At 42.5% G+C, this 26,228-nt stretch carries 29 protein-coding genes; 16 read left to right on the top strand and 13 right to left on the bottom strand.

From position 1 onward, the window contains the following. Window positions 1–3 precede the first annotated feature (3 nt). On the top strand, window positions 4–978 hold the full coding sequence (gene rlmF, locus BS636_RS02020) for a 23S rRNA (adenine(1618)-N(6))-methyltransferase RlmF (RefSeq protein WP_099337293.1): 975 nt from the start codon (window positions 4–6) through the stop codon (window positions 976–978). A gap of 121 nt (window positions 979–1,099) precedes the next feature. On the opposite strand, the gene BS636_RS02015 is transcribed toward rlmF, so the two are convergent. After that, window positions 1,100–2,167 (bottom strand): SDR family oxidoreductase, encoded by a 1,068-nt coding sequence (locus tag BS636_RS02015; protein ID WP_099337292.1) that lies wholly within the window; start codon window positions 2,165–2,167, stop codon window positions 1,100–1,102. Between the two features lie 343 nt (window positions 2,168–2,510). On the opposite strand from BS636_RS02015, the gene ftn reads away from it, so the two are divergent. Beyond that, complete coding sequence (gene ftn / locus BS636_RS02010; protein ID WP_099337291.1) at window positions 2,511–2,975, top strand: heteropolymeric bacterioferritin subunit Ftn; 465 nt, start codon at window positions 2,511–2,513, stop codon at window positions 2,973–2,975. Window positions 2,976–3,020: 45 nt separating this feature from the next. On the opposite strand, the gene BS636_RS02005 is transcribed toward ftn, so the two are convergent. The 4 genes from BS636_RS02005 to BS636_RS01990 all read right to left on the bottom strand — a co-directional run bounded on the left by BS636_RS02005 (window position 3,021) and on the right by BS636_RS01990 (window position 6,144). Next, window positions 3,021–3,563, bottom strand: a complete 543-nt coding sequence (locus tag BS636_RS02005; protein WP_150128988.1) for a hypothetical protein — start codon at window positions 3,561–3,563, stop codon at window positions 3,021–3,023. 84 nt (window positions 3,564–3,647) lie between these two features. Beyond that, the gene (gene rluB / locus BS636_RS02000; RefSeq protein WP_099337289.1) at window positions 3,648–4,721 is read right to left on the bottom strand and encodes a 23S rRNA pseudouridine(2605) synthase RluB; all 1,074 of its coding nucleotides are present in this window, start codon (window positions 4,719–4,721) and stop codon (window positions 3,648–3,650) included. A gap of 41 nt (window positions 4,722–4,762) precedes the next feature. Continuing rightward, entirely contained in the window at window positions 4,763–5,353 is a 591-nt protein-coding gene (gene scpB, locus BS636_RS01995; protein ID WP_099337288.1) for an SMC-Scp complex subunit ScpB, read from the bottom strand. Next, the gene (locus BS636_RS01990) at window positions 5,350–6,144 is read right to left on the bottom strand and encodes a segregation and condensation protein A (protein WP_099337287.1); all 795 of its coding nucleotides are present in this window, start codon (window positions 6,142–6,144) and stop codon (window positions 5,350–5,352) included. The genes scpB and BS636_RS01990 overlap by 4 nt, the downstream gene beginning before the upstream one ends. Before the next feature lie 449 nt (window positions 6,145–6,593). Between BS636_RS01990 and BS636_RS01985 the strand changes: the two genes are divergently transcribed. Continuing rightward, window positions 6,594–7,055, top strand: a complete 462-nt coding sequence (locus BS636_RS01985) for a hypothetical protein (protein ID WP_099337286.1) — start codon at window positions 6,594–6,596, stop codon at window positions 7,053–7,055. Here BS636_RS01985 and BS636_RS01980 read toward each other — a convergent pair. The 3 genes from BS636_RS01980 to BS636_RS01970 all read right to left on the bottom strand — a co-directional run bounded on the left by BS636_RS01980 (window position 7,033) and on the right by BS636_RS01970 (window position 8,740). Continuing rightward, window positions 7,033–7,335, bottom strand: coding sequence for a hypothetical protein (locus tag BS636_RS01980; RefSeq protein ID WP_099337285.1), 303 nt, complete (start codon window positions 7,333–7,335; stop codon window positions 7,033–7,035). The genes BS636_RS01985 and BS636_RS01980 overlap by 23 nt on opposite strands. A gap of 38 nt (window positions 7,336–7,373) precedes the next feature. Next, window positions 7,374–7,991 carry an L-threonylcarbamoyladenylate synthase gene (locus BS636_RS01975; RefSeq protein WP_099337284.1) on the bottom strand — a complete coding sequence of 206 codons (618 nt, stop codon included), beginning with the start codon at window positions 7,989–7,991 and terminating at the stop codon, window positions 7,374–7,376. Window positions 7,992–8,077: 86 nt separating this feature from the next. Next, a complete protein-coding gene (locus tag BS636_RS01970; protein ID WP_099337283.1) occupies window positions 8,078–8,740 on the bottom strand; it encodes an elongation factor P hydroxylase in 663 nt (220 codons plus the stop codon). Between the two features lie 97 nt (window positions 8,741–8,837). Between BS636_RS01970 and BS636_RS01965 the strand changes: the two genes are divergently transcribed. The 6 genes from BS636_RS01965 (at window position 8,838) to lysM (ending at window position 12,620) form a co-directional block, all read left to right on the top strand. Further along, complete coding sequence (locus BS636_RS01965; RefSeq protein ID WP_099337282.1) at window positions 8,838–9,395, top strand: YceD family protein; 558 nt, start codon at window positions 8,838–8,840, stop codon at window positions 9,393–9,395. A gap of 77 nt (window positions 9,396–9,472) precedes the next feature. Further along, the gene (gene rpmF, locus BS636_RS01960) at window positions 9,473–9,655 is read left to right on the top strand and encodes a 50S ribosomal protein L32 (RefSeq protein WP_004279227.1); all 183 of its coding nucleotides are present in this window, start codon (window positions 9,473–9,475) and stop codon (window positions 9,653–9,655) included. A 232-nt stretch (window positions 9,656–9,887) separates the two neighbouring features. After that, window positions 9,888–10,874 (top strand): ACP S-malonyltransferase, encoded by a 987-nt coding sequence (fabD, locus tag BS636_RS01955; RefSeq protein ID WP_099337281.1) that lies wholly within the window; start codon window positions 9,888–9,890, stop codon window positions 10,872–10,874. Beyond that, on the top strand, window positions 10,871–11,605 hold the full coding sequence (gene fabG, locus BS636_RS01950) for a 3-oxoacyl-ACP reductase FabG (protein ID WP_099337280.1): 735 nt from the start codon (window positions 10,871–10,873) through the stop codon (window positions 11,603–11,605). Before fabD ends, fabG begins: the two co-directional genes overlap by 4 nt. 86 nt (window positions 11,606–11,691) lie before the next feature. Then, entirely contained in the window at window positions 11,692–11,928 is a 237-nt protein-coding gene (gene acpP, locus BS636_RS01945) for an acyl carrier protein (protein ID WP_004646101.1), read from the top strand. A gap of 185 nt (window positions 11,929–12,113) precedes the next feature. Then, entirely contained in the window at window positions 12,114–12,620 is a 507-nt protein-coding gene (gene lysM, locus BS636_RS01940) for a peptidoglycan-binding protein LysM (RefSeq protein ID WP_099337279.1), read from the top strand. A gap of 95 nt (window positions 12,621–12,715) precedes the next feature. On the opposite strand, the gene BS636_RS01935 is transcribed toward lysM, so the two are convergent. Continuing rightward, a complete protein-coding gene (locus BS636_RS01935) occupies window positions 12,716–14,023 on the bottom strand; it encodes an MFS transporter (RefSeq protein WP_099337278.1) in 1,308 nt (435 codons plus the stop codon). A 32-nt stretch (window positions 14,024–14,055) separates the two neighbouring features. Next, window positions 14,056–15,264 (bottom strand): L-2-hydroxyglutarate oxidase, encoded by a 1,209-nt coding sequence (gene lhgO, locus BS636_RS01930; protein ID WP_099337277.1) that lies wholly within the window; start codon window positions 15,262–15,264, stop codon window positions 14,056–14,058. A gap of 22 nt (window positions 15,265–15,286) precedes the next feature. Here lhgO and BS636_RS01925 point away from each other — a divergent pair, with 22 nt between their 5' ends. After that, complete coding sequence (locus tag BS636_RS01925; RefSeq protein WP_099337276.1) at window positions 15,287–15,997, top strand: GntR family transcriptional regulator; 711 nt, start codon at window positions 15,287–15,289, stop codon at window positions 15,995–15,997. A 163-nt stretch (window positions 15,998–16,160) separates the two neighbouring features. On the opposite strand, the gene BS636_RS01920 is transcribed toward BS636_RS01925, so the two are convergent. Beyond that, window positions 16,161–16,628: an Lrp/AsnC ligand binding domain-containing protein gene (locus BS636_RS01920; RefSeq protein ID WP_099337275.1), complete on the bottom strand. Its 468-nt coding sequence runs from the start codon at window positions 16,626–16,628 to the stop codon at window positions 16,161–16,163. A 139-nt stretch (window positions 16,629–16,767) separates the two neighbouring features. Here BS636_RS01920 and BS636_RS01915 point away from each other — a divergent pair, with 139 nt between their 5' ends. From BS636_RS01915 to BS636_RS01895, 5 genes are all read left to right on the top strand, one after another. After that, window positions 16,768–18,027 (top strand): D-amino acid dehydrogenase, encoded by a 1,260-nt coding sequence (locus tag BS636_RS01915; RefSeq protein ID WP_099337274.1) that lies wholly within the window; start codon window positions 16,768–16,770, stop codon window positions 18,025–18,027. A gap of 23 nt (window positions 18,028–18,050) precedes the next feature. After that, window positions 18,051–19,163 carry an alanine racemase gene (gene alr, locus BS636_RS01910; RefSeq protein WP_099337273.1) on the top strand — a complete coding sequence of 371 codons (1,113 nt, stop codon included), beginning with the start codon at window positions 18,051–18,053 and terminating at the stop codon, window positions 19,161–19,163. Between the two features lie 46 nt (window positions 19,164–19,209). Further along, on the top strand, window positions 19,210–19,572 hold the full coding sequence (locus BS636_RS01905) for a RidA family protein (RefSeq protein WP_099337272.1): 363 nt from the start codon (window positions 19,210–19,212) through the stop codon (window positions 19,570–19,572). 150 nt (window positions 19,573–19,722) lie between these two features. Beyond that, window positions 19,723–21,150: an amino acid permease gene (locus tag BS636_RS01900; protein WP_099337271.1), complete on the top strand. Its 1,428-nt coding sequence runs from the start codon at window positions 19,723–19,725 to the stop codon at window positions 21,148–21,150. A gap of 122 nt (window positions 21,151–21,272) precedes the next feature. Beyond that, complete coding sequence (locus tag BS636_RS01895; protein ID WP_099337270.1) at window positions 21,273–22,562, top strand: hypothetical protein; 1,290 nt, start codon at window positions 21,273–21,275, stop codon at window positions 22,560–22,562. Between the two features lie 58 nt (window positions 22,563–22,620). On the opposite strand, the gene hemJ is transcribed toward BS636_RS01895, so the two are convergent. Continuing rightward, window positions 22,621–23,073, bottom strand: a complete 453-nt coding sequence (gene hemJ, locus BS636_RS01890; RefSeq protein WP_099337269.1) for a protoporphyrinogen oxidase HemJ — start codon at window positions 23,071–23,073, stop codon at window positions 22,621–22,623. Window positions 23,074–23,096: 23 nt separating this feature from the next. Next, on the bottom strand, window positions 23,097–24,326 hold the full coding sequence (locus tag BS636_RS01885; protein ID WP_099337268.1) for a beta-ketoacyl-ACP synthase II: 1,230 nt from the start codon (window positions 24,324–24,326) through the stop codon (window positions 23,097–23,099). Between the two features lie 276 nt (window positions 24,327–24,602). On the opposite strand from BS636_RS01885, the gene BS636_RS01880 reads away from it, so the two are divergent. After that, the gene (locus BS636_RS01880; protein WP_099337267.1) at window positions 24,603–26,105 is read left to right on the top strand and encodes an EcsC family protein; all 1,503 of its coding nucleotides are present in this window, start codon (window positions 24,603–24,605) and stop codon (window positions 26,103–26,105) included. Window positions 26,106–26,228 lie beyond the last annotated feature (123 nt).

Below are 26,228 nucleotides of genomic sequence, written 5' to 3'. Positions count from 1 at the left end.
CACATGGCGCAAGCAAAGAAAACTTTTCCGCAACAAAAATCGCAATTACATGCAAGAAATCTGCATCGTAGTCGTTACGATTTTCCTGAGCTTATCAAGACTTGTCCGGAACTTGCACCTTTTGTCAGCCGCAATCAATATGATGATCTTTCAATCAACTTTTCTGATCCACTGGCTGTGAAAATGCTCAATAAAGCATTGCTGGAGCATTTTTATGACATTCAATATTGGGATATTCCTCAAGATTATCTTTGCCCACCGATTCCGGGTAGAGCAGACTATATTCACTATTTGGCTGACCTGTTAAGTCTCAATAATAACGGTCAAATTCCAACAGGACGCACAGTTCAAGTGTTGGATATTGGGGTTGGTGCGAACTGTATTTATCCGATTATTGGTCATCGTAGTTATGGTTGGAAATTTGTCGGCTCAGACATTCATTCGGCATCGGTTAAAAGTGCTCAATTTATTGTGGAGGCAAATCCAAATCTCAGAAAGGGGATTCAGATTCGATTGCAAAAGACACCAAGTAATATTTTCAAAGGTGTGATTAAATCTTCAGATCGTTTTGATTTGACCCTGTGTAACCCACCATTTCATGCCTCGCAAGATGAAGCAAATGCCACAGCAACGCAAAAATTAAGGAAACTTGGCAAACCCGTTGATCGGACGAAGGCGGTGTTAAACTTTGGTGGGCAAAAGAATGAGTTGTGGTGTGATGGTGGTGAAGAACGATTTGTTTGCCAGATGGTACAAGAGAGCACACAATTTGCTGAGCAATGTCTTTGGTTTAGTACACTGGTTTCTAAGAAAACAACATTGCCAATGCTGTTAAATACCTTGCGTAAGAGCGGTGCAGTGGATGTGAAAACCATTAAAATGACGCAGGGGCAAAAAGAAAGTCGTTTTGTAGCTTGGACTTTTTTAGATTCAAAGCAACAGCAAGCATGGAAAAATGCGCGTTGGACTTCTGTTTAAGTTGATGCTTACTGAGGAAGCGTGAGCTTGTCGGTGCATGAATCGGTGTACTCGCTCAAATTTAACCTGACAGACACAATAAAAAATCGGTAACTGTCAGATCAGGTTTGAGCTAGTACAATTAAGGAATATATTTTTTCACCACACCGTCATCTAGTAATTGCTGGAAGTGCTCGACTAGACTTTTTTTCACAGGGCGGTAGTCAATGCCGAGTTCATCTTTACTTTTCTGGGCATTAAAATAAATCGGAATTCCCATATTTTTTTCTACAAACTCACGGCTAAATCCGGCAAATGGCCCAAACAGTTTAAACGCCGCTTTCGGTAACTGGTTGCGTGGAAATGGGAATTTTGAGCCAAAGGTTTCGCGCAGAATTTTACCCATTTCCAACAGGCTCAGCGTTTCACCAGAAACGATATAGCGACCCTGTGCTTCTGAATTGAAAGCAGCACGAATATGCGCTTCAGCCACATCTTGGACATCAACCACACCGTTCCACATTGGAGGAACACCGAGTAAAGTCATACCATTGGCAAATTGCTGCAGGACTTCAACACTGCCAGACTGAGTATTTGGTGTTAAGGATTTGCCAAAGACCAGTGCAGGATTAATGCAGACCAATTCCCAGCGGTTCTGGGCTTTTGCCATTTGCCAGGCTTTACGCTCAGCAGCGACTTTAGAATAAGGATAAGGTTGGTGTGTTTCAGAGCTGGTGGTATTCCAATGAGACTCATCAAAACTGTTGTTAGAGGTATCTTTGATATCAATAGCATCGCCGTAGGTCGCAGCAATACTAGAAGTCAGAACCACACGTTTTACGGAATCGGTTTTATTCACGCTGGCCAGGACATTTTCAGTACCAAACACTGCCGGTTCAATGATGTCCTTAACTGCATCTTTAAAATTAGTCACGACAAAAGGTGAGGCCATATGAAAAACAATTTCACAGCCTTGCATAGCTTCATCAAAAGAAGACGGTTCAAGCAGGTTGGCCTGGAATAATTTGAGTTCTCCCGGGCTGGCAACAGCAATTTGCTCTAAATGTTCAAAGCTACTGGTTTTCTTTAAATTACGCACAGTTGCATGGACTGTATGACCTAATTTAAGCAGTTTTTCAATTACCCAGCTGGCAATATAGCCTGATGCGCCGGTGACCAAAACGGGTGCCTGTTGTTCTAAAGTCGTCATATTTACTCAATTATTCTGTCATGTTCTAGAGAAAGCATACTCGAAATCAGCATGTTGATATGCTGGCGAAATGAAATTTATCTTGGATTCGAGCGAAAGAGAAAAAATCCACAATAGAATTTACAATTTTTAACGTTCCAAAAATTGTGCCAAAATTTGAGACCGGCCTTGAAGTTAAATTTGCAAAGCATTGTTTTATAAATGGGATTTATAAGAACTAAAACTGTAAATGAAAGTACTTCTCATTTTAATTAGTTAAAAATCATATATTTACGAAATTTTTCTTTTGCAAATCCAGATGCTTTTCTCCATAATAAGTCCATAAAGGTAGGGAGTTATAAAAATGCGCGGTAATCCAGAAGTCGTAGATTATTTGAATATGTTGATCGGTGGCGAACTGGCTGCTCGCGACCAATACCTGATCCATTCTCGTATGTATGAAGATTGGGGCCTGACCAAAATCTTTGAACGTATCGATCATGAAATGCAGGAAGAAGCACAGCATGCGGATGCGATTATTCGCCGTGTTCTGTTCCTGGAAGGCACACCGAACATGACCCGTGATGATGTTGAGATCGGCGAAGATGTGGTGAGCTGCCTGAAAGCTGACCTGAAACTGGAATATGATGTTCGTCAAAAGCTGGCAGCAGGCGTGAAACTGTGTGAAGAGAAGGGTGACTACGTAACCCGTGACATGCTACGTCAGCAAATGTCGGATACAGAAGAAGATCATACTTACTGGCTTGAAAAACAATTACGCCTGATCGAGCTGATTGGCCTGCAAAATTATATTCAATCGCAAATGTAAGATTGAATTGCAAAGAAAAAAATCCTGCTGATATAGCGGGATTTTTTATGCTTGAGAGTATCTATTGTTTTGATGTTGAAGCAAGTCAACTTGGTATTGTGATAATTGTTCTAATATTAAATTTTGATTCACTTCATCAAAATCACTGAGCTTGAGATCGTATTCATTATTGTGTGTTTTAAAGCGTAATAACACGGTTTGATTTTTATCTTTAGGTGGAATTTCAATATATTGAATCTGTTGAATATCTTGGCATCGTACAACGGTTTTATAACGGTAACCAAAAATCACCCATGAAATGTGTTCATCAGAAATATATAGCATGCGTTTAGATTCAATGATGTTTGAACATAGAACCCAAAAGGCCATCAAAAGAATCAAGCTGGTGATGAATGGATCAAGATAATATAAAGTTTGGGTAAAGAAATCCTGAAAAAATTGTGTTTCTGAGAAGGGAAGTGAACTACGGTTTGGATCCTCTCTTTGCCAAACTGAATAATGGAATAGAAAGAATGGAAACACTGTATGCGCCATAAAAAATAAAGGATAAGGACGGTTCATAGCCTGTGTGTAATAATGTTTTGTCATTCTTGTCGTCATTTTTATTATTAAAATAAAAGGCAAAAAAAGAGCCACCGAAGTGACCCTATTTTAATCCGTTTTTAAGAGATATTAAAATTTATTAAAGCCTTTGTTTACGCCATAAGGACGACGTGGTGCATTTTCATCACGTTCTTCACGACGACCAAAACCTTGTTCAGGGCGGCTGTCACGACGTACAAACTGAGTGCCATTCTGGTTTTCACGACGTCCAAACTGTGAACCAGCTTGATTATTGTCACGACGGCCAAAACCACCTTCGCGACGCTCACGGCCAGTGTTTGCTGCTGGTTCATCACTGTCACGACGTTGCTGACGTAAGAAGCCACCACGGCGTGCTGCCATTGGTTTTTCTTGCATACGTTCAGAACGGCGTTTTGCCATGCCGTACAAGCCAGTACCTTGGCGTGGTTTAAGCTCAACAGCTTTTGCCAAGTTATCGATGTCCTGTTTATCTAGTTCAATCCAGCGACCAGTACGTAGTTCACGTGGAAGAATCACTGTACCGTAACGGGTACGAAGCAGACGGCTTACTTTCAGACCTTGTGATTCGAAGATACGACGTACTTCACGGTTACGACCTTCTTTCACAACGACTTGATACCAACGGTTAATACCATCACCACCAAGCTCAGAGAATGATTCAAATTTTGCTGGACCATCATCCAGTACCACACCTTTGAGCATGTTGTTTTTCAGCTCAGGTGTTACTTCACCCATGACACGAACCGCATATTCACGTTCGATTTCATTTGAAGGGTGCATCAGACGATTCGCCAGTTCACCGTCATTTGTGAAAAGTAGCAGACCAGTTGAGTTAATATCCAGACGGCCAACCATCACCCAACGATCGCCTTGAATCGTAGGCAGGTTATCAAACACGGTTGGACGTTGTTCAGGGTCGTTACGTGAACAGATTTCGCCTTCAGGCTTATAGTAAATCAGTACGCGACGACGAATTTCGTCTTCAATCTGGAATTGTACCTTACGACCATCGATGCGAAGCTCATCACCTGGTTCGATACGTTCACCCACTTGGGCAACTTGCCCATTCACACTTACACGACCAGCGGCAATGACTTCTTCCATATAACGGCGAGAACCCAAACCAACGCGTGCAAGCACCTTTTGCAATTTTTCACTCATGACAGCATAACCTTAGAAATAATTATCAACAGTTCACCTATTTATGACTTCGATGCATTTGCATCGAGGGCCATAAAAGCTTCCTTGGCATCCTGCAGGGGAGGCAATTGGCCTAAACTAGTTAAACCAAATGCATTCAAAAATTGTGGCGTTGTCACTAACAACGCAGGTCTTCCAGGGAGTTCACGAAATCCGGATTCTTTAATCCAGTTCCAGTCAAATAGCGAACGCAAAATCTGACTGTTGTTCGTGACACCACGAATTTGTTCTATATCTGCCCGGGTCACCGGTTGGTGATAGGCAATCACGGCCAAGGTTTCAAGTAATGAAGGGGATAAGCGCGCTGGTCGCTCGGGCCATGTCTGAGCAATAATATTACGATACTTTGCACGTACTTGAAAACGGAAACCTTGAGCAGTTTCAATCAGTTCAATCGAGCGGCCATGCATGAGCATAGACAGCTGCTGCAAGTACTGACGTAATTCCTGCTTGCTATATCGATCCTGAAACGCTTCTTTAAGGCGTGCCAGAGACACTGCTGAATCACTCGCGAAGATAATAGCTTCCAGCTGCATTAAAACATCATGCAAATTGTCTTCCGCTGTGAGAACTGAGCTGTGGTCAATGGTCATAAAGGTGCTCCCTGAATTGCGAGCGGGGCTTCAACGCCTGTAGCAATAATCTGAATTTTTTGTTGGCGGGTCAGTTCCAGAACCGCCAGAAATGTCACCACCATACCCATACGGCCTTGGCTTGGTTTAAGTAAATCTGCAAAAGAAAGTACTTCACCGGTTTCCAGGCAACTTTCGATATAGGCAATCCGTTCTTCAAGTAGTACCGGTTCTTGCTGTACCTGATGAATTACCGGTTCAGGGCGATTAAAGATACACAGAAGGGCATCACGCAGTAGATCAACATTGTGACCTTCATTCGGCTGAATGAACTCACCTAAGCTGACATTAGTCTCAAAGGTATCGCGCTCAAGCACGCTCATCTGATTCAGGCGTTCTGCGGCCTGCTTAATGCGTAAATAATTTTCCAGACGATCGATCAGTTCCTGTTTTGGATCTTGCTCGGTCGCAGAAATACTTTTCGGTTTCGGAAGCAGTAAACGCGATTTAAGATCAGCCAATAGCGCGGCCATCACCATATAGTCTGCGGTCAGTTCAATATTGAGTGACTTCATCGCATCCATATAGGACAGGTACTGGGCTGCAATTGGTGCGATGTCGACTTGTAATAAGTCGAAGCCATTTTTTTGGATCAGGTAAATTAAAAAGTCGAGCGGGCCTTCGAAATGCTCTAACAGGATTTCAAACGCTGACGGAGGAATGTAAAGATCCTCAGGAATCGTCTCCTGCCATTCATCCAGTACACGGATGTGTGGAGTAGGTTCCATCATATTATGGATACTTTGATTCATATACAGTTGTTGGCCACGCGAATTTTCAAAGGCATGAAGGCTGATTCTTCGATATCACATCGAAAGAAAAAGCATGTAAAAAGTTAATGTTAGTGTACTCGAAAAATACCTCTAAATAAATTGGATATGCTGCTAGATACAAAAAAACAGTAGCTTTTACGGCTATTTTTCGATTTTTGATCATATGAAATAAGGCCATACTTTCCCAAGCGGTAATTTAGAGTCATGAAAATACACTTCTACTTGGCTTAGGCCCATTTAAATCGGTTGTCAGAAATGACAAATATGGCGGCTTGGATCAGAAGGAAAGTATTTTTTATTGGTAATTTAAAAAGCAAACATATGAAAAATAAATCCTTAAAACAGATATCTATCGCTAAAAAATATTCTAATATCTCAGAAAAATACACTGATTAATAAAATAACTAAAAACAGGGCGGGTGACCAATATGCCTATTATTCTTGTACTTATTCCCATGATTGGCTTGGGGGTATTCTGGGGCTATCCCAAATATCAAATCATGCAACTCGAAGACGAAGCGCGAACCAATTTAAAATCCGGTGGATTTGCCCAGTTTAAGGCGAATTATCAGCCGCTGATGCAGGCAGCGAAAGTAGACTTTGATGTGCTGGATCAATATCCGAATATCCGTTTTTATATGCGCAATACCTTATACGAAGGCAGCACACTACCAGCTCAAGTGCAGGTACAAATGCAGAGCATGCCTTGTGCATCGATAGAAACCTTTAAAGTATTGGAAGCCAAAGCGCGCACGGCGATGCTGAATGTACTGGAAGAAGACCAGATCACTTTTCATATTCACTTAAAGAATAAACTAGGTGCTGAACTGATGCATCATGAACAAAAGCTATCGCAATGTCCGAATTTTATGACTTTGCGTCAGTTATAAAGGTTTTCTGATCCTGTTCCCTTAATGCATATTCAATAACACGCTGGCAGGTATTTTCTAGACAGACACTGCTGGTTGAATAAGTTTGTAGCAGCTTTCTTATCATCACGACATCGAGGAAATATTGATACTCAATATTGTCGATATTTAGGCTGAAGGCAGGGCTAGAAGTTTTTTCGATGGAAATTGCTTTGGATTGCAAAGTCCACGGTAATTCAGTATAAATCAGATGCTGTGCAGGAAATTCATGCTGATTCAGGAGGATATAAAATAAATCCATTTTAATTTCTCCCGAGACTTAATCAGAAGCAGCTTTGTTTATTCAAAAGCACTCACATCACCGACACCACGACGGATCACTTCAGGCTGATCGCCTGATAAGTCCACAATAGAAGTCGTACTTAATGTTCCTAGACCACTGTCGATAAACACATCAATACGCTTACTAAGCTGCATTTCGATGTCATATGGATCATCTAAAGGATCGGTCTGATCTGGCAGGATCAGGGTAGAGGTCAGCAGTGGTTCACCCAGTTCTTGAAGCAGCATCTGACACACAGGATTGGTGGGAATACGTAAACCAATAGTCTTTTTCTTTGGGTGCATTAAGCGTTTAGGCACTTCACTGGTTGCCGGAAGAATAAAAGTAGTCACCGCAGGTGTATTATTTTTCAGCAAACGATATACGGCATTGTCCACTTTGGCATAAGTCGCAAGGTCGGATAAGTCACAGCAGAGAATGGCATATTGGTGCTTAGGACCTAAACCACGAATCTGGGCAATCCGTTCCATGGCATTTTTATTTCCGATCTGGCAGCCAATTGCATAAGCCGCATCCGTCGGATAAACAATCACATCACCGGCACGGATACGTTCCACCGCCTGTGAGATCAAACGTGGTTGGGGATTGTCTGGGTGTACGCGTAAATGCAACATAAACTCTGCCTCCGATCCTGTGCTGACTTTATTATGGGATTGCATGCGGAGGACATGCAATCCCAATAACGGTAAATTTGTATAATTTAATCAAGCATTTCACGAAGAAATTCGTCGGATTGTAAACTTTTGCCATTCCGTGTGCAGGCGCAGATACAATCAATAAAACATTTTGCGTCACGGGGCAACTTGGCTTCACCATTAAAATAACGCTGTACTTGCGCATGGACATTATCTTTAAAGCTGGTGCCATCGCCGCCATCGCCAGTCAGGTTGTCCAAAGACACGCGGAATTTACGTCCAAAGGCTTTGGCAAACATCCATTCAATCGCTTGAGGTTTGATTTCCACCTGTTCAAATAGAGCTTGTTGTTCCTGGGTACGGCCATCTGGCGCATACCAATAGCCTAGATCGGGTAGCAGACGACGTTTGTCACCGGCAATGGTCCAATGGCTGATCTCATGCAGGGCACTATTAAAGAAACCATGCGCAAACTGAATACGGGCAGGAGCATCCTCAGTAGCCGGGAAATATTCTGGTTCAAAATCACCACGGACTAAAGTGACATTTAGGTGGGAAAACCAATGATTAAAGTGTAAGATGAGCCAATCAACCTGTTCTGCTTCTGACGATAAATTCGCCCATGGTAAGCGTTGCACTTGCTGTAGTGAGCTGTCAGAATCCAGAGTTGAAAGTGTGCTAACGAGTGATGAAACATTCACTTCTGTTTGCGGCTGCAACAGATGCATGACTGAAATTACCCAATTGGTCTGTCTAAATAAGTGCAAAATTGTATCTTAATCTTTGACAGAGTTCTGATGAATTTGTAGAATTGCCGCCTTAATTATGTCAGCAAATACCTTTCCGGCACAGATTGAGCCGTTTAAATGGGCTGAACAGGGCTTTGTATGGTCAGGAACCCTGCCATTATCTCGCTTTGTTCGTATTGCTCGTGAAGCTGTTGGATCAATTGATGATCAATTGATTAACATAGACTGTAAGCTATCAATGGATGCTTATCATCGCATTGTGTGGCTAGATGGCCATGTTGAAACAAAAGTTCCAATGGAATGTCAGCGTTGTCTGGAAACCGTTGAGATCGAACTTGTTTCAGATTTTCATCTTGCCCTTGTGGATGACGAATCACTGATAGAGCGCTTGGATGAGGATGCTGATTTCATCGTCTTAGGTGAAAGTGAAGCAACGACGAAAGGTTCATATGATGCACCTGCGACCGCTGATTTACTGGCACTCATAGAAGATGAATTGTTATTGTTGATGCCGTTGTCTCCTAAGCATGATGTTTGTGAGCATAAGCACCAACCCGCTCAAGAAGAAGTTGTTGAAGAAAAACGGGACAATCCGTTTGAAGTTTTGGCAGCTTTGAAGGGTAAACTTAACTAATTTTTGTGTTATACTCATATGTATAAGACAATCGAATTTGTTCTGATCCATTTTTTCGATATTTGTAAGGAGCCATCATGGCCGTTCAGCAAAACCGTAAAAGTCGCTCTCGCCGTGACATGCGCCGTTCACATGACGCTTTAACTGAGAATGCATTAACTGTAGATCAAGCTACTGGTGAAACTCATCGTCGTCACCACGTATCTAAAGATGGTATCTACCGTGGTCGTCAATTATTCGCTAAAGCATCTGCTGAATAATTGATGATGTATTAAGCGTCAAGCTTGATAGAAAAAATGGGAGCGTTAAGCTCCCTTTTTTTATTTCATGTTTTTATAAAATAGACTAAAAGCTCGGTTTTTGTTGTATTTGGCAATTACTGTGGTCAAAATTACGTGTTAAATTGCGCTCCACAATGAGTTAGGTGGTTTTACCTGTTAATTTTCATCAATACCTAGAAGATTAGCGCCTCTTAATTGAAAGGATTTTATTATGTCTGCTAAACAACTCGAGCAAGCAGCTCAGGCAACCAAAACTGCATTTGTATTCCCGGGTCAGGGATCGCAGAAGGCGGGCATGCTCGCTGAACTGGCTGAGCAGTTTAGTAGTGTGCGTGATACGTTTGCTGAGGCATCGGAAGCAGTAGGCTTCGATCTTTGGCAGATTGCACAAACTGGTGAAGGACTGAATCAAACTGAATTTACCCAACCGGTACTATTAACAGCTTCTATTGCTTTATGGCGTGTATGGTTGGAACTAGGCGGTGTAGCGCCGAAATACCTGGCAGGCCACTCTTTGGGTGAATATAGCGCGCTGGTTGCGGCTGGTGCTTTAAGCTTGGGTGACGCAGTCAAATTAGTGAACCTACGCGGTAAGTTGATGCAAGATGCAGTACCACAAGGTGTGGGAGCAATGGCAGCGATTTTGGGTCTGGAAGATGCTCAAGTTGTTGAACTCTGCGCACAAGCGACTGCAGCTGGCGAAGGTTCGGTTGAAGCAGCCAACTACAATGCCAAAGGCCAAGTGGTTGTTGCTGGGAATAAAGATCGTGTGGATGCGGTAATTGAGCTGGCGAAAGAGAATGGCGCTAAAGCGATCGCATTACCAGTATCTGTTCCATCACACTGTTCGCTGATGAAACCTGCCGCTGAACAGTTTGCTACGGCTTTGGAACAAACTGCCATTGAGCTACCACGTATTCCTGTAATACAAAATGTGGGCGCAAACATTGCGACAGATGTGAATGCATTACGTCAGGCACTGACTGCGCAATTGTATGAATCTGTACAGTGGACCAAAACACTGCAATTCCTTCAAGACGAAGGCGTTGCATATATCGTGGAATGCGGTCCGGGTAATGTGCTTGCTAACATGGCAAAACGTTTACCAAATATCGAAAAAGCACTTCCGCTAGATACCCAATCTCGTCTGGAAGATGCGTTGAACACCGTATTGGTGGCAGAAGGGAAAATTGCATGACACAGGAACGTAAAGTTGCCTTGGTGACAGGTGCAAGCCGCGGCATTGGTGCTGCAATTGCACAACAATTAATTCAAGACGGTTATTTTGTTGTAGGTACTGCGACTTCAGAAGCCGGTGCTGAAAAATTATCTGCACAGTTTGCTGAAAATGGTGCCGGTAAAGTCCTTGATGTACGTGATGGCGCAGCCATTGATACACTGGTAACTGAAATCGAACAGAACTATGGTTCAGTCCTTGCATTGGTAAACAATGCGGGCATTACCAAAGATAACCTGTTGCTGCGTATGTCAGAAGATGACTGGGACGATATCCTGAACATCCATCTGAAAGCCGTTTATCGTTTATCTAAACGTGTGCTGAAAGGTATGACCAAGGCACGTTTTGGCCGTATTATTAATATCAGTTCTGTGGTGGCGCATTTTGCTAACCCGGGTCAAGCGAACTATTCTGCTGCCAAAGCGGGTATTGAAGCATTTAGCCGCAGCCTTGCAAAAGAAATGGGTAGTCGTCAAATTACGGTAAACTCTGTGGCGCCTGGCTTTATTGCGACAGAAATGACAGAACAGTTAAGTGAAGAAATTCGCAAAAAAATGAGTGATCAAGTGGCATTAAACCGTCTCGGTGATCCACAAGATATCGCGAATGCCGTAAGTTTCTTGGCTTCGGATAAGGCAAGTTACATTACAGGTACTGTAATTCATGTGAATGGCGGTTTATACATGAGCTAAGTGGCTCAAGTATAAACTTTCCAAATTTAATAGATTCAATTAAACTAACGGCATTAAAAACGCCACAAGCAATGAGGAGAATTCCTGTGAGCGATATCGAACAACGCGTTAAGCAAGCGGTTGCAGAACAACTTGGTATCAAAATCGAAGAGATTAAAAACGAAGCATCTTTCATGGATGACTTAGGTGCTGACTCTCTAGACCTAGTTGAATTGGTAATGTCTTTCGAAAATGACTTCGACATCACTATTCCTGATGAAGATTCTAACGAAATCACAACTGTTCAATCTGCGATCGACTACGTTTCTAAAAAACTTGGTTAATTGTTGATTCTTAGCTTTGCTAAGCCTAAAGACCACCGCAAGGTGGTTTTTTTGTGCCTGGATTTTAGCTATTAAGGACTTACATTCCTTAACAGGAAGCTTACCAATGATTAACTTTTGCTTAGATGAATTCCGCTATAAACAATAGGGAGATAGAAATCAGACAACAATAAAGGGAGCCTTCAATGGGTATTTTTGATTTTGTAAAAGGTATTGGTAAGAAAAATACTGCAGCGGCAGAACCTCAACAGACACCTGCCACGCAAAAAGCGCCTACGGCTGCACCGAAAGCGGCTCCGGCAGAGCCATCGGCACAAGAAATTGCCAATAAGTTATTGGGACACATCAAGTCACTGGGCCTACCTATTTCAGGTCTATCGGTCACCTATAATGGCAGTACTGATCTGGCAACGGTGAAAGGGCAGGTGCAAAGCCAAGCCGATCGTGAAAAGATTATTCTGGCCGTGGGCAACATTGACCATGTAGCGAAAGTCGACGACCAGCTCACAGTAGCCAGCCCAGAGCCGGAAAGTAAGTTTTATACGGTTAAATCGGGTGATACCTTATCCAAAATTTCGAAAGAGTTTTACGGTGATGCCAATCAGTACAACAAGATTTTCGAGGCAAATCGCCCTTTACTGAAAAATGCGGATGATATTTTCCCGGGTCAAGTTTTGCGTATTCCAGCTTAAGAGTTAATAGGGAAGAGATGATCTCAGTCTGTTTCATTTCTAAATTAAAAATATAAAAAAGGCGCTTAAAGCGCCTTTTTTATATTTACACCCTTTTAATTTTTATGTTTGGAAAATTTAGCGCCTTGATCGCAGACCGCTGCAATTGCCACCAAAATACCAGAGATAGCCAAGATAATGATTACACTAGTGGTTGAATGGGTTGGAGATGCTGCAACCAACGAGAGCGCACCTAGAGGAGCTAAACCGCCAGCAATGGCTGTACCGATTTCACGACCTGAACCCACCCCCGTGGATCGGTTTTCAACAGCGAATTGACGGCTTAGGAATGATCCCTGAGGCGCAAACATCATTGGTGCTAAAATACCCGTACCAATTGCAATTGCAATGTAAATAAACGTGCTGTCGCCAGTTTCTAAAAGTTTTATAAATGGATAGGCAAATAGTACAGATAGAATACCGCCCATCATTAGGACTTTTTTACTATTCCACTTATCACATAGCCAGCCAAAGAACGGCACACTGAAAATTGCTACTAAGCTGGCAATGGTTACAGATAAAGAAGTAACATGTGCGCTTACGCCTTGGAACTGCGTTAAATAGGCTAAAGAGAAAGTCTTGAAGATATAGCTCAAAGCGTTGTAGCCAATGGCTGCCACAAATACTACCATTAAGCCTTTCATGTTGGTTTTCATGATGTCTTTAAAAGGGTTTTTGACTTCAGCTTTTTTGACATGCGCTTCTTCATAGTCAGGTGTTTCTGGCAGACTCTTACGAACCCATAAGCCTACAAGTACTAAAATAAAACTTAGAATAAATGGAATACGCCATCCGCCATTAACTAAGAATTCATCACCATTTAAAGTCAGAATGAATACGGTAAGGGATGAAAGCAATAGGCCTAAATTCAGACCAAGTGCAGGCCAGGCGCCTTGGCTGCCGCGTTTCTCTTCAGATGCGTGTTCATAAGAAGTAATGGCAGCGCCTGCAAACTCTGCACCTGCACCGAGACCTTGAATAATTCGGAAGAACACTAATAATATCGCAGCCCAAATACCAATTGATTCATAGGTTGGAATGAAGCCGATTGCAGTGGTGCATAGTCCCATCAGTAAGAAGGTAACAAACAGCATTTTTTTTCGGCCATATTTATCGCCAAAATAGCCAAAAAATAAACCGCCAATAGGGCGAGCAATAAAGCCGATAGCAAAAGTTGCAAATGCTTTTAAAGTTGCGCTGCTTGGATCTGAGTTATCGAAAAACACCTTGCTGAATACAATGGATGCCATAGTTGCATAGAGGTAAAAGTCATACCATTCCAACATCGAACCAACGATGGTTGCAGTGGCAACCTTCTTCAGTCGCTTCTTTTTTTCGATTTCTGTCTCTTTTGTGTTGCTCATTTAATATTCCTTTAAGTGAGTTTCCTGTTGAATTAATGGTGCGTCATAATTTCCCGGACAATATATTCGGCAATCGCAAGAGATGAGGTTGCGCCCGGAGATGGAGCATTGCGGATATGGGTAATGTTGCCTTGCTTGCGGATTACAAAATCGTCTACTAGTGAACCATCAGATTCCATCGCTTGCGCACGGATACCACGTGTTGCGGGTTCAACAGAAACATCTGCAAGCGACGGTACATATTTGGCAGCTTCAGAAACGAAGTTGGTCTGGCTAAGCACCGTTCTGAGTTCACGTATGGCAGCAGACATATTTTTCGATGAAAATTTCCAAAAACCTTTATAAGTTAGAAAATCGTAGATATCTGAAATATTGAATTTGTTGCCTTCATAATTTTCACGGCCAAAGGAAATAAATGCGTTTGGCCCGATGGTCATTTGACCATCAATACGTTTGGTGAAATGCACACCCAAAAATGGATATTTAGGATCTGGTACTGGATAGATCAAGCCTTTGACATGGCTTTTAAATTGCTCATCAATGACATAGTATTGGCCAAAGAAAGGCACAATTTTAGGTGTTTCAATATCGCCAGAGTTTGCAGCTAAACGATCTGACTGCAAGCCTGCACAAGTGACAACATAGTTAAATGTTTGTGAATAATGATCGCCGCCTTCAAAATGAACAGTGATTTTATTGTACTGCTCGGTTAAATTCACGACTTTTCGGCCAAGAACTAAGGTGCCGTTTTTTTGTTTAATTTCTTGTGCAATGTGGCGTGCAATTTCGCCATAGCTGACAATAGCAGTGCGTGGGGAATACAGTGCTTTAGTGCCAATACAGTTTGGTTCGACTTCTTGAATTTCACTGCCCGTCAAAATGCTGACATCAGGCACTTTATTGGCTATAGATTTTTGATAGATAGCATCTAAACGACCTTCTTCTTCTTTAGATAACGCAACAACCACTTTACCGCATTCATCATAGGGAATATTGTTTTCTGTACAATATTGCTTAACCAATTCCGCGCCGCGGCGGCACAGGCGCGCCTTTAAGCCGCCTGGCTCATAGTACAGACCTGCATGTACAACGCCCGAGTTATGGCTGGATTGGTGCATTGCAACTTCTGTTTCTTTTTCAAAGACTGTTACATTGGCATCAGGGAAATCGAGAAGGAGTTGACGGGCAACAGCTAATCCATTGATTCCCCCTCCGATGATGGCATAATGTTTGTTAGTCATATTTATTCCCTTGTAAAACCGCATGAAATTGATTCAAAAACCTAAAACATTGACAGAAGAAGCATTTGAAATATTGCAGGACGCAATTATTAATAATCATTTGCAATTCAATGTTTTATATTCTGCAACTGAGTTGGGTCAGATGCTGGGCGGCATTTCACGCACACCCGTCCGCGAAGCTGCTCAAATGCTGGAAAAGATCGGAATTGTAAAAATTGAGAAGAACAAAGGCATTCGCATTATTCCCACCTCATTTCCTACCATGATTGAATCTTTTCAAATCCGCCTCATGCTGGAAGTTCCACTAATTCATCGCGCAGCGGAAGTTCGAACAGAAGCTGATATTGAGCGCTTGAATGCTCTGTTTGAAGAATTCAAGCTGCAGGCTTCATCAGAAAACATCACAGGAACATTAAAAGCAGACCGTGACTATCATTTGGCATTGCTGCAAATAGTGGGTAATCAAAAGGCGATTGATGTCATCAGTAATACTCGAAATCAGGTTTTGATTGCAGGTTCTGCAACCATTCCAACTTCGAGAAACTGCATGCAGACTTTTGATGATCACTTGGAGCTACATAGTGCAGTGGTCGCAGGTGATGCGCAAAAGGCTGCTGATTGCATGCGTAAGCACATCATCAATACAGCGACATTATTGATTAACCAAGAATCAGCAAAGCGGGATAGCAGCTGGTGTAACTACAGTACAAGCGAGTATCTGAATTGGTTATAAAATTTATACTAGCATGTTGCATGCAACATGTGAATTAAAAATTAAGCGATTGGTATGCAGAGTGCTTAAGACTTTGGTCTTAAGTATGCTCAAAAATGACACTTGTTAGAAAAGTAAGTTTTTTTAAAAAAATTAAATTAATTTATTGTTAGTAAAAGACTTATTAAGAGTCTACATCCAGATATAAAGTTTCTTTCACTTCTTCCATCACCACATAACTATGAGAAGAAGCAGAAGAAGGCAGTTTTTTCAGTAGATCACCTAGCAGACGTCGATAAGCACTCATTTCCTTTAATCGTGCTTTTACTAGGTAATCAAAATCACCCGAAATCAAATGACATTCTAGGACTTCTGGAATCTCGCTTAAGTCTCGTGCCACCTGTTCAAAGACATCGCCGGATTTGGCCGAGAGTTTAATTTCCAGAAAGACCAGCAAGTTCTTTTCTAGTTTTTCTGGATTTAAGCGAGCGTGATAACCCATGATGATGCCATCACGTTCTAATCTCTTCACACGCTCAGAACATGGGGTGGTAGAAAGATTCACTTTGGCTGCCAGTTCACTGATGGCAATACGTCCATCGCGCTGCAGAATATCCAGGATCATGCGATCTATACGGTCTAATTTGCGCATTCATCATTCCCTTATTTTTTTTAAATTACGCGAGAAATCTAGTGGATTCACTGAATATATTACTTTAAAACAGTGAAATTCACTATTGATCCAAAAATATACTAGTTAAATCGACTAGAAAAATATTGAGGGTAAGGCAATGCGTGTATTGGTCTTAGGTAGTGGTGTAATCGGTGTGGCAAGTGCCTATTACCTGGCACAGCAGGGTGCAGATGTGACTGTACTTGACCGTCAAACCGGACCTGCTGAAGAAACTAGTTTTGGTAATGCAGGGCAAATCTCTCCAGGCTATTCGACACCGTGGGCAGCGCCGGGCATTCCGTTTAAAGCAGTGAAATGGATGTTCCAGCATCATGCACCTTTAGCCATTAATTTAGATGGCAGTATGTGGCAGTTGAACTGGATGGCGCAGATGCTGAAAAACTGTAATCCAGCCAGCTATGCCATTAACAAGGAACGTATGACCCGTGTGGCTGAATACAGCCGTGATTGTTTACGTGAATTGCGTAAGGAAACTGGGATTAGCTATGAACACCGCTCTAAAGGTACTTTACAGGTATTCCGTAACGAAGCCCAGTTAGAGATGGTGCAACGCGATATCGCTGTGTTGCAAGAATGTGGCGTGCCACATGAATTATTACTCGGTGCTGACCTCGCCAAAGTTGAGCCAGCTTTGGCACATGCTCAAGATAAATTAGTAGGCGGCTTACATTTACCGAATGATGAAACAGGTGATTGTTATTTATTCACCAATGCCTTAGCCAATGTTGCCAAAGAATTAGGTGTGCAGTTTAAGTTTAATCAGAATGTAGAACAGCTAGTGACTGAGGGCGATGAAATTAAAGGTGTAATCGTGAATGGTCAGCTGTTAACTGCAGATAAATACGTATTGGCATTTGGTAGCTATTCACGTGATTTCTTAAAACCATTGAATCTGGATTTACCGGTTTATCCAGTCAAAGGCTATTCATTGACGATTCCAATTGTTGATGCCAATTTTGCACCGCAATCTACCGTGCTGGATGAAACCTATAAGATTGCCATCACACGCTTTGATCAGCGCATCCGTGTTGGCGGTATGGCGGAATTGAGTGGTTTTAACCGTAATTTAAAAGACAATCGCCGTGCCACTTTGGAAATGGTCACTCAGGAATTATTCCCCGGCGGTGATTTAGCCGAAGCCAGCTTCTGGACTGGCTTACGTCCAATGACACCAGATAGCACGCCGATTATTGGCGCAACACGTTTTAAAAACCTGTTCCTAAACACTGGACACGGCACCTTAGGTTGGACCATGGCCTGTGGTTCGGGCAAGTTGATTAGTGACATTGTGCTGAATCATAAAACTGAAATCAGTACAGAAGGACTTTCACTCGGACGCTACTCACACGCGGCGTAAATTGCTGTTTCAAGGAAGAACCTATGCCACGTCCAATACGAGCTGTAGTGCATTTAGATGCACTGCAGCATAACCTGAATATTGCCAAAGCCTCCGCTCCAAATACCGAAGTATTTGCTGTGGTAAAAGCCAATGCTTATGGTCATGGTATTGAGCGGGTCTATCCTGTATTTCAATCCGCAGATGGTTTTGCTTTACTCGATCTGGCTGAAGCAGAGCGTTTACGTGCGCTTGGCTGGAAAGGCAAAATTATACTGCTGGAAGGGGTTTTTACTGCAGAAGACTTGGAAATCTGTGCAAACTTGAATCTCTGTTTTAGCTTGCATAGCCAGCATCAAATCGAGTGGTTGGAGCAATTTCAGCAGATTAATCCTGATACAAAATTTGATGTGTACTTGAAACTCAATAGCGGTATGAACCGTTTAGGTTTTCAGGCATATGAATATGCGGATATTTTCAAGCAAGTTCAGGCTTTGGAAAATGTGCGTTCAATTACCCATATGACCCATTTCTCAGATGCTGATGGGCAGCGTTTTGGTCAAGAGGGTATTGATTACCAATATTCACTTTTCAAGAAAATCACTCAGCCTTTAGCAGGTCAAACCTCAGTCAGTAATAGCGCAGCTATCTTGCGCCATCATTCCCATATTCAATCTGACATTGTGCGTAGCGGTATTATGCTTTACGGCAGCTCACCTGACTATCCTACCCATAGCATTCAAGACTGGAACTTAAAACCGAGCATGAGTCTACGTAGTGAGATCATTGCGATTCAAGATATTCAGGCCGGTCAAAGCGTGGGTTATGGCTCCAATTTTGTTGCAGAACAGGTAATGCGGATTGGTGTGGTGGCCTGTGGTTATGCAGATGGTTATCAGCGCATCAGCCAGACAGGTACGCCAGTATTAGTGGATGGTATTCGAACCGAAACCATCGGTCGGGTCAGTATGGATATGCTGACTGTCGATCTGACTGCTGTTCCTCAAGCGAAAGTCGGTAGTGAAGTGGTGCTGTGTGGGAAATCTTCCCATGGCACAGTTCTTCCAATCGATGAAGTGGCTGCTGGTTCAGGAACAGTTGGCTATGAGTTGATGTGTGGCATCACTGCACGCGTACCAGTTCAGGTCGAAAGCTGAAATTAAATATTGACTAAATAACGAAAGAAATTGAGAGGACAAATTGATGACGGAACATAACGATATTCAACGTATCAGCAGCAATCAGGTGATGAGTGCTGTGACTATTCACAACAAGACTGTGTATTTATCAGGACAGGTACCGGATAGCACCAGTCAGGATATTACGGGTCAAACGCGTGAAGTATTAATGAGGATTGATCAGCTGCTTAAACTGGCAGGCACAGACAAAAGCCGTCTGCTATCTGCACAGCTGTTCGTAAAAAACCTGGAAGATTTTCAAACGGTGAACCAGCTCTGGATTCACTGGTTGCAAGGTCAGGGAACTCCGGCGCGTGCCACCATTCAGGCGAATCTGGTCAATCCAGACTGGCTGATTGAAATTGCAGTGATTGCAGCACAGCCTTAAGTTGCCTGATTTTTATATCTCCCAACCTGATTTTGTAAAGGCATTAGACCCGATCATTTAGCTTGTTAAATGGAACTACATCTGCATTCAGGATTACAGGAAGGAATCCGATCAGATGAGTGAAGGTTTGATGCGAAAAAGGAACGAAAGATGAATACTACACCCTCTAAAGATGACGCAGCGCCGTCGCAACATGAGTTACAACGCAAGCTGTCCAATCGACATCTACAAATGATTGCCATTGGCGGCTGTATCGGCACTGGCCTGTTTATGGGTTCGGGTAAAACCATCGCCTTGGCTGGTCCTTCGATCCTGCTGATCTATATGATCATTGGCGGGATGTTTTTCTTTTTAATGCGTGCACTCGGGGAAATGCTGCTGTCGAATCTGCAGTACAAATCTTTCATCGATATGGCGCATGATCTGATTGGACCGGGTGCAGGCTATTACATCGGCTGGTCGTACTGGCTGGGTTGGGTCTTGGTTGGTATTGCCGATCTAGCCGCGATTATTAACTATCTCAATTTCTGGTTACCCGAAGGTACAGCCTTTACCCCCATGGGGCAGGCCATCATCAGTGCCGCCTGTGTATTGCTGATTCTGGGTATTAACTTAGTTACCGTAAAATTATTTGGCGAGATTGAATTCTGGTTTGCCTTAATCAAAATTTTGGCGATTATCGGGCTGATATTTGTCGGCGGCTATATGGTCTTTAGTGGTTTTCAGGCACCAAGCGGTGCGACTGCGAGCTTTAGTCATGTCTGGTCAGATGGGATGTTCCCGAAAGGTGCTACCGGCTTCCTGGCAGGTTTCCAGATCGCAATGTTTGCCTTCGTGGGTGTAGAGCTGCTTGGTACGATGGCGGCTGAAACTAAAGACCCGGAAAAGAACCTACCTAAAGCAGTGAATGCGATTCCAACCCGAATCATTCTGTTCTATGTATTGTCGTTGCTGGTCATTATGGCAGTAACGCCATGGGGTCAGATTCCTGCGGATCAAAGTCCGTTCGTAAGTCTGTTCTTATATGCTGGTATTCCAACCTCAGCGATTATCATGAACTTCGTGGTTTTGTCATCAGTGATGTCTTCGATGAATAGTGGTGTGTTCTCAACCAGCCGTATGTTGTTTGGTTTGGCACGTGGTGGTCAGGCACCGCAAGCTTTGGCACAACTTTCTAGTCGTGCAGTACCTGCAAAAGGGTTAATATTCTCTTGTGCCTTTATTCTGCTCGGAGCAGCATTCCAGTACTTTGTACCAAACACGATGGAAGCTTTTACTTTAGCAAGCTCACTGTGTGTGATCCTGTTTATTAGTATCTGGGGCATTATCATGGTGTGCTATATCCGTTACCGTAAACAGCAACCTGAAAAGCATGCTACTTCGACCTTTAAGATGCCAGGTGGGATATGGATGTCTTATATTGTGCTGGCGTTCCTGTTCTTTGCTTTGGTGATCTTAAGTCTGGAGCCGGATACCTTAAAAGCGTTAATGATTAGTCCACTGTGGTTATTAATCTTGGCGGTGACGTATCGTGTGTTATATCTACCACGGGTACGTAAGCTTCAGTTAGAGATATAAACTTGAGAAATAAAAATCCCCGACTAGTCGAGGATTTTTTTATTGTGATTAGAATAATTTGTGAATCTCCTTTTTAATTATTACAATTTAATAAAAATTTATAATTAAAAATAAGGACCTATATGATAGGGAAAACAAAGTGGCAAATTTGGTGGTGGTTGACTGCTAGTGTTGTGGGGGTAATTATTCTTCTGGTACTCACCGCCAAGTGGATGCGTACAGATGAGTCTTTAACTGATACTGCGAAAAAGTTTATCCAGCCAGATTTAATCTATACAGCGAATATTCAGCAACATTCGTATTTCTATTTATTAGGGATTGATGCCAAAGACGAGGTTAATCCTCATACGCTGGGGCGTTATCGTTACCATCGAGAATGGGCTAACTATATTCGTGATCAGAATGCTGATGAGCATCGTAAGATCGACTCGGGATTAAGTGAAAAGCTGACCCGAGAAGGTTTTTCTGAAGCTGAAATTGAGCTAATGAAAAATCTGCAAATAAGTTTGAACAACTCGCCAGAGCAATTTACTGCACTGGTAATAGAGCAAAAAAAATCTCTACAAGCTTTACAGGCACGTGAGCGTATTCCTTTACAGCGACTCTCAGATTTATTGGGACGCAAAGATTATATTTCATTGGTGATTCCGCCGCAGGCAAGCGGACCTGGTTACAGCTATATCCGAAATTTACAATTACTTAAACTGGTTCAAATCCAGCTTGATTCAGGTAGCAAAGTACAAACTTATGCACAGCAGTTTCATCAGGTTTTAGATTTTACCCAAAATCGACTGTCTTTAATTGAGAAAATATTGATGCAGAATTGGCTCAGTCAGATGATCGATTTAATTCGCTTAGATCAAAAAAATGAAAATAATCCAATTATGCTTAAAAATTTGGATTTAGATCAATTGGGTTTAAAAACAAGTCTTCAAAATGAATTGATGGGAAATTACTTATTGACTCAATATTTACCGCATTCACCTGAAGCCAGTTCTGTGCAATTTGAATGGTTGTATTTACCCAATAAGACCTTTAATACAATCGTCACACAATATGAGGTCTACTGGAAACTTTCGGAAACGCCCTATACTGAACTGAAACAGCAGTTTTTAGCAATTGAGCATCCATCACTTTCTAAATGGCGTCTGAAAAATGCAGTAGGGCATATCTTGGCTCAGGTCAGTACGCCTAATTTTGAAAAATATTTGCTGATGAATCATATTTTGAATAATAAGATTCTAGCTTTTAATGCATTAAGTAGTGGAGCACTCGATTTAGAACTATTGAATCAAAATCCTGAAGGTCGCCGTTATTTTCAGAAAGAGGGAAAATTATGTATAGAGCTACCATTTCCAAAACAGCAGTTGCCTGAATTGAATCTGAAACAGGATAGCTGTGTAAAAATTTAAAATACAAGACATAAAAAATCCCCGACTGATCGGGGATTTTTTATTTTTGCCATTTAGATTAGAAGGTCGGTTTGACCACCACTAAAATCACTACAGCAAATAAAATCAGTGTTGGCATTTCATTAAAGAAGCGCCAAAACTTGTGTGACTTGTAATGCGCATCTTCCAATAACTTTTTACGGTAATAGCCACAAACCAAGTGGTAAATCACCAGTAACCCGACCAGTCCTACTTTTAGATAGAACCATAAAGCTTCATGGTAATGACGCGTTGCATCACCCCAATCCACTAAAAAGTGCGCCGTAATCAGTGTTGCGACCATTGCTGGCCACATGATGCCGCGATATAGCTTGCGTTCCATAACCTGGAAACGCATATGGCTGACCGCATCTTCACTCATGGCATGGTAAACATAAAGCCGTGGCAGGTAAAACAATGCAGCAAACCAGCAGACCACGGCAATAATATGTAATGCTTTTACCCAAAGAAAAGCATCAGAAGGAGCATCCATCAAGTCACCCTAAAATGGGCAGCTTAGCCTTCCCATTTTTTGAAAACGAGACAAGCATTTACGCCGCCAAAACCAAAACTGTTACTCATCACAGTATTCAATTTTGCGTCACGTTTTTCAAGCACGATATCAAATGGTTTCGCGCCTTCGTCCAGCTCAGTAACGTTGATGTTTGGCGCAATAAAGTCATTTTGCATCATCAATACAGAATAAATGGCTTCCTGAACACCAGCAGCACCGAGGCTGTGACCGGTCATAGATTTGGTTGAGCTTAGCGGTGGTACTTTCCCTTCACCAAAAGCACGTTCCATTGCTTTCAGCTCGGTAATGTCACCCGCTGGAGTAGAAGTACCATGCGTATTTACATAGTCAATTTTGTCTACACCGTGCTGTTTTGCTTCTTCTAAAGCCATCAGCACACAGCGTGTTGCACCTTCACCAGATGGAGCAACCATGTCTGCACCATCAGAGTTGGCAGCATAACCCACTACTTCAGCCAGAATTTTCGCACCACGCGCTTGTGCATGCTCAAGTGACTCAAGCACCACAAAACCACCACCGCCAGCAATCACGAAACCATCACGATCTGCTGAATATGGGCGAGATGCTGTTTCAGGCGTGTCATTGTATTTTGAACACAGCGCACCCATGGCATCAAATAGCAAACTTTGTGACCAGTGATCTTCTTCGCCGCCACCAGCAAGCATTAAATCCTGTTTACCCATTTGAATCAGGTTATAAGCATAACCAATGGCATCGGCAGAAGTTGCACATGCGCTGGTAATTGAGTGAGCTACGCCTTGTAATTTAAATGCCACACCGACGTTTGCAGTAATGGTATTGGTCATGTTGCGTGGTACAAAGAAAGGACCAACTTTACGCGCACCTTTAGTGTCTAAAAGTTCTTTCATTTCTACCACAGACGCAGTTGAACCACCGCCTGAACCACCAGCAATACCATAACGTGGGTTATTGGCTAAGTCTTCAACTTGCAAACCGGCATGTTCAACGGCTGCCACGGCTGCATTGTAAGCATACATTGCACATACGCCCATGAAGCGTTTTAGCTTGCGGTCGATATTGTCAAAATTTTGCTCAGCAGCTGCGCTGACATGACTTTTAAAGTTCAGTTCAGCATAGACTGGATTTAAACGTGTGCCTGAAATCCCGTTTTGTAAAGAGTGAGTTACATCTTCCAATGTATTTCCGATGCATGAGTTAATACCCATACCAGTGATGACAACACGTTTCATCTACAGATCCTTATAGTTCATCTCTATGGTCAGGGAAGATATTTAGCGTTTTCATCAAGCGTTAAATATAGTGCTGACCCATTGTTCACAATGAGGAACATCATAACAGAAAGATTTTTGAAATCTTATGGCAAATGTTATGCCCAGTACGCTGTACATTCGAATAGAGATTCCTACACAGAGGGATTACTAAATGAAACAGAATAAGGTTGAGATAAACGCTGCTAGCACCTAGTATTTATACAAAATACAAGCACGTGCAGACTGAGGTAAGGAATGACAAATACCAATAATAAACAATCAAATGGCTTCATCTCCAGTGCATTTGGAGTGGCGAAAAAGTTCAGTACAACAGGTTTGGATCTACTCAACCATGTTGCACCTGATTCGGTTTCGAAGGTCACACAGGCATTAAATGTAGATAAAGTGATTAATGGCGCAGCTCAAGCCAAGAGTCCATTTGAATCAAAAAAATACGACAATCCACAGCAGATGTTACGTGAACATCTTCCAAGTGTGTCGCGCCAATTGTTTGGGCGTCATTTCAATACAGTAAATAATGTGACTCATTTTATTTCGCCAAAGTTTAGCGAAAAAGTATCAGACTATTTCTTTGATCATCTTAATCAGTTCACCAATGACATTAGCTCTGTGGATGCCATTCTGGATGAAGCAGGGGTACGTGATCTGGAAGAGCTGACTCAGGATGTTGATCGTTCTAAACGTATTTCCCAAGCATTTGGTGAACAGAATAAATGGATTGCTGCAGTACAAGGTGCATTCTCAGGGGCAACTGGGGTGATTGGTACGGCGGTTGATATTCCGGCATCATTGGTCTTGGCGCTGCGTACCATTTATCAGGTTGGTCGTTCTTATGGTTTTGATCTGAGCAAACAAGAAGACCAAGATATCGTGCAGCATATTTTTCGTCAGATTGATTTGAGTCTGATTGCAGAAAAGCAAACCGTGTTATTGGGCTTGCGAGCGCTTGGTTCAACTTTAAAAACACATGATATTTCCCAGCTGCAAGCGATGCTGGGTTCAAGCAATGACACCGAGCTACTTCGTAAGTTCCTGAATCAGGAAGATGGTCAGCCGAAATGGGAATGGATGAACGCTATACCGAAAGTTTCCCTGATCGAACAATTGTCGAAGTTGGTACCATTGGCAGGTGCTGGGGTAGGGGCAGTCTATAGCCGTCGCTTTGTTGATGATGTCAATCAGAAAGCACAAGATGTGTTCTCAAATGCACGTCAATATTTGCTACAGCATCGTGATAGCTCTGCTTCTGTATTAGAAGCGTATGAGAAATCTAAAGCACTACTGCAACAGGCTGCACCAAAACTGCTGGAAAATATCAAGAAGAATGGTCATGCCGGTGATGAGCTGATTCTGGAAAAAGATATTCCAATTGAAGGCAATGACAAGATCACTCAGGTAAAAGTATTGAAGAAGACCGATACCAAGGTGACAGAAGAAGCGAAGGATGAAAAGGTCAGTGAAGGTTTAGACACGCTGGCAGATAAGCTGGTAGAACCAGTGGCAGAAAAGCATGTGCAGCAGCCAGCACTGAGTGAGCCTGCTCCTGAAGAGATCGAAGATACTCTTGCGCAAGCAGAAGCTGAGGGTGATGTCACAGACCAAGCTGAAGTCGCTGCATCTGCCGCTGAAAATGATCAGGGCGAAGCGGAAACAGAAACCGCGCAGCAGAAACCGAAAAAAGCCACAAAATCCTCTGCTAAAAAGTCGACTGAAGATGTTACAAAAGATGCAGATTGATCTGCGAAAAAAGAGTAAGGATATGAAAGTAATGGGCAATTGTAAACATTAGCAGATGTACATTTGCCCGCTTGTATCATGTTGACCAATTTTGCATCTTGACTTACAATTGCATGCCCTCAA

Origin of the sequence: Acinetobacter sp. LoGeW2-3 (genome assembly GCF_002688565.1) — a bacterium.
Lineage (GTDB): Bacteria > Pseudomonadota > Gammaproteobacteria > Pseudomonadales > Moraxellaceae > Acinetobacter.
This window is presented reverse-complemented; position numbering and strand designations above follow the sequence as displayed.

Excerpts from the sequence above, each read along its gene's own strand:
- rlmF (WP_099337293.1), top strand. The coding sequence starts at position 4 with ATGGCGCAAGCAAAGAAAACTTTTCCGCAACAAAAATCGCAATTACAT.
- BS636_RS02015 (WP_099337292.1), bottom strand. The coding sequence starts at position 2,167 with ATGACGACTTTAGAACAACAGGCACCCGTTTTGGTCACCGGCGCATCA.
- ftn (WP_099337291.1), top strand. The coding sequence starts at position 2,511 with ATGCGCGGTAATCCAGAAGTCGTAGATTATTTGAATATGTTGATCGGT.
- BS636_RS02005 (WP_150128988.1), bottom strand. The coding sequence starts at position 3,563 with ATGACAAAACATTATTACACACAGGCTATGAACCGTCCTTATCCTTTA.
- rluB (WP_099337289.1), bottom strand. The coding sequence starts at position 4,721 with ATGAGTGAAAAATTGCAAAAGGTGCTTGCACGCGTTGGTTTGGGTTCT.
- scpB (WP_099337288.1), bottom strand. The coding sequence starts at position 5,353 with ATGACCATTGACCACAGCTCAGTTCTCACAGCGGAAGACAATTTGCAT.
- BS636_RS01990 (WP_099337287.1), bottom strand. The coding sequence starts at position 6,144 with ATGAATCAAAGTATCCATAATATGATGGAACCTACTCCACACATCCGT.
- BS636_RS01985 (WP_099337286.1), top strand. The coding sequence starts at position 6,594 with ATGCCTATTATTCTTGTACTTATTCCCATGATTGGCTTGGGGGTATTC.
- BS636_RS01980 (WP_099337285.1), bottom strand. The coding sequence starts at position 7,335 with ATGGATTTATTTTATATCCTCCTGAATCAGCATGAATTTCCTGCACAG.
- BS636_RS01975 (WP_099337284.1), bottom strand. The coding sequence starts at position 7,991 with ATGTTGCATTTACGCGTACACCCAGACAATCCCCAACCACGTTTGATC.
- BS636_RS01970 (WP_099337283.1), bottom strand. The coding sequence starts at position 8,740 with ATGCATCTGTTGCAGCCGCAAACAGAAGTGAATGTTTCATCACTCGTT.
- BS636_RS01965 (WP_099337282.1), top strand. The coding sequence starts at position 8,838 with ATGTCAGCAAATACCTTTCCGGCACAGATTGAGCCGTTTAAATGGGCT.
- rpmF (WP_004279227.1), top strand. The coding sequence starts at position 9,473 with ATGGCCGTTCAGCAAAACCGTAAAAGTCGCTCTCGCCGTGACATGCGC.
- fabD (WP_099337281.1), top strand. The coding sequence starts at position 9,888 with ATGTCTGCTAAACAACTCGAGCAAGCAGCTCAGGCAACCAAAACTGCA.
- fabG (WP_099337280.1), top strand. The coding sequence starts at position 10,871 with ATGACACAGGAACGTAAAGTTGCCTTGGTGACAGGTGCAAGCCGCGGC.
- lysM (WP_099337279.1), top strand. The coding sequence starts at position 12,114 with ATGGGTATTTTTGATTTTGTAAAAGGTATTGGTAAGAAAAATACTGCA.
- BS636_RS01935 (WP_099337278.1), bottom strand. The coding sequence starts at position 14,023 with ATGAGCAACACAAAAGAGACAGAAATCGAAAAAAAGAAGCGACTGAAG.
- lhgO (WP_099337277.1), bottom strand. The coding sequence starts at position 15,264 with ATGACTAACAAACATTATGCCATCATCGGAGGGGGAATCAATGGATTA.
- BS636_RS01925 (WP_099337276.1), top strand. The coding sequence starts at position 15,287 with ATGAAATTGATTCAAAAACCTAAAACATTGACAGAAGAAGCATTTGAA.
- BS636_RS01920 (WP_099337275.1), bottom strand. The coding sequence starts at position 16,628 with ATGCGCAAATTAGACCGTATAGATCGCATGATCCTGGATATTCTGCAG.
- BS636_RS01915 (WP_099337274.1), top strand. The coding sequence starts at position 16,768 with ATGCGTGTATTGGTCTTAGGTAGTGGTGTAATCGGTGTGGCAAGTGCC.
- alr (WP_099337273.1), top strand. The coding sequence starts at position 18,051 with ATGCCACGTCCAATACGAGCTGTAGTGCATTTAGATGCACTGCAGCAT.
- BS636_RS01905 (WP_099337272.1), top strand. The coding sequence starts at position 19,210 with ATGACGGAACATAACGATATTCAACGTATCAGCAGCAATCAGGTGATG.
- BS636_RS01900 (WP_099337271.1), top strand. The coding sequence starts at position 19,723 with ATGAATACTACACCCTCTAAAGATGACGCAGCGCCGTCGCAACATGAG.
- BS636_RS01895 (WP_099337270.1), top strand. The coding sequence starts at position 21,273 with ATGATAGGGAAAACAAAGTGGCAAATTTGGTGGTGGTTGACTGCTAGT.
- hemJ (WP_099337269.1), bottom strand. The coding sequence starts at position 23,073 with ATGGATGCTCCTTCTGATGCTTTTCTTTGGGTAAAAGCATTACATATT.
- BS636_RS01885 (WP_099337268.1), bottom strand. The coding sequence starts at position 24,326 with ATGAAACGTGTTGTCATCACTGGTATGGGTATTAACTCATGCATCGGA.
- BS636_RS01880 (WP_099337267.1), top strand. The coding sequence starts at position 24,603 with ATGACAAATACCAATAATAAACAATCAAATGGCTTCATCTCCAGTGCA.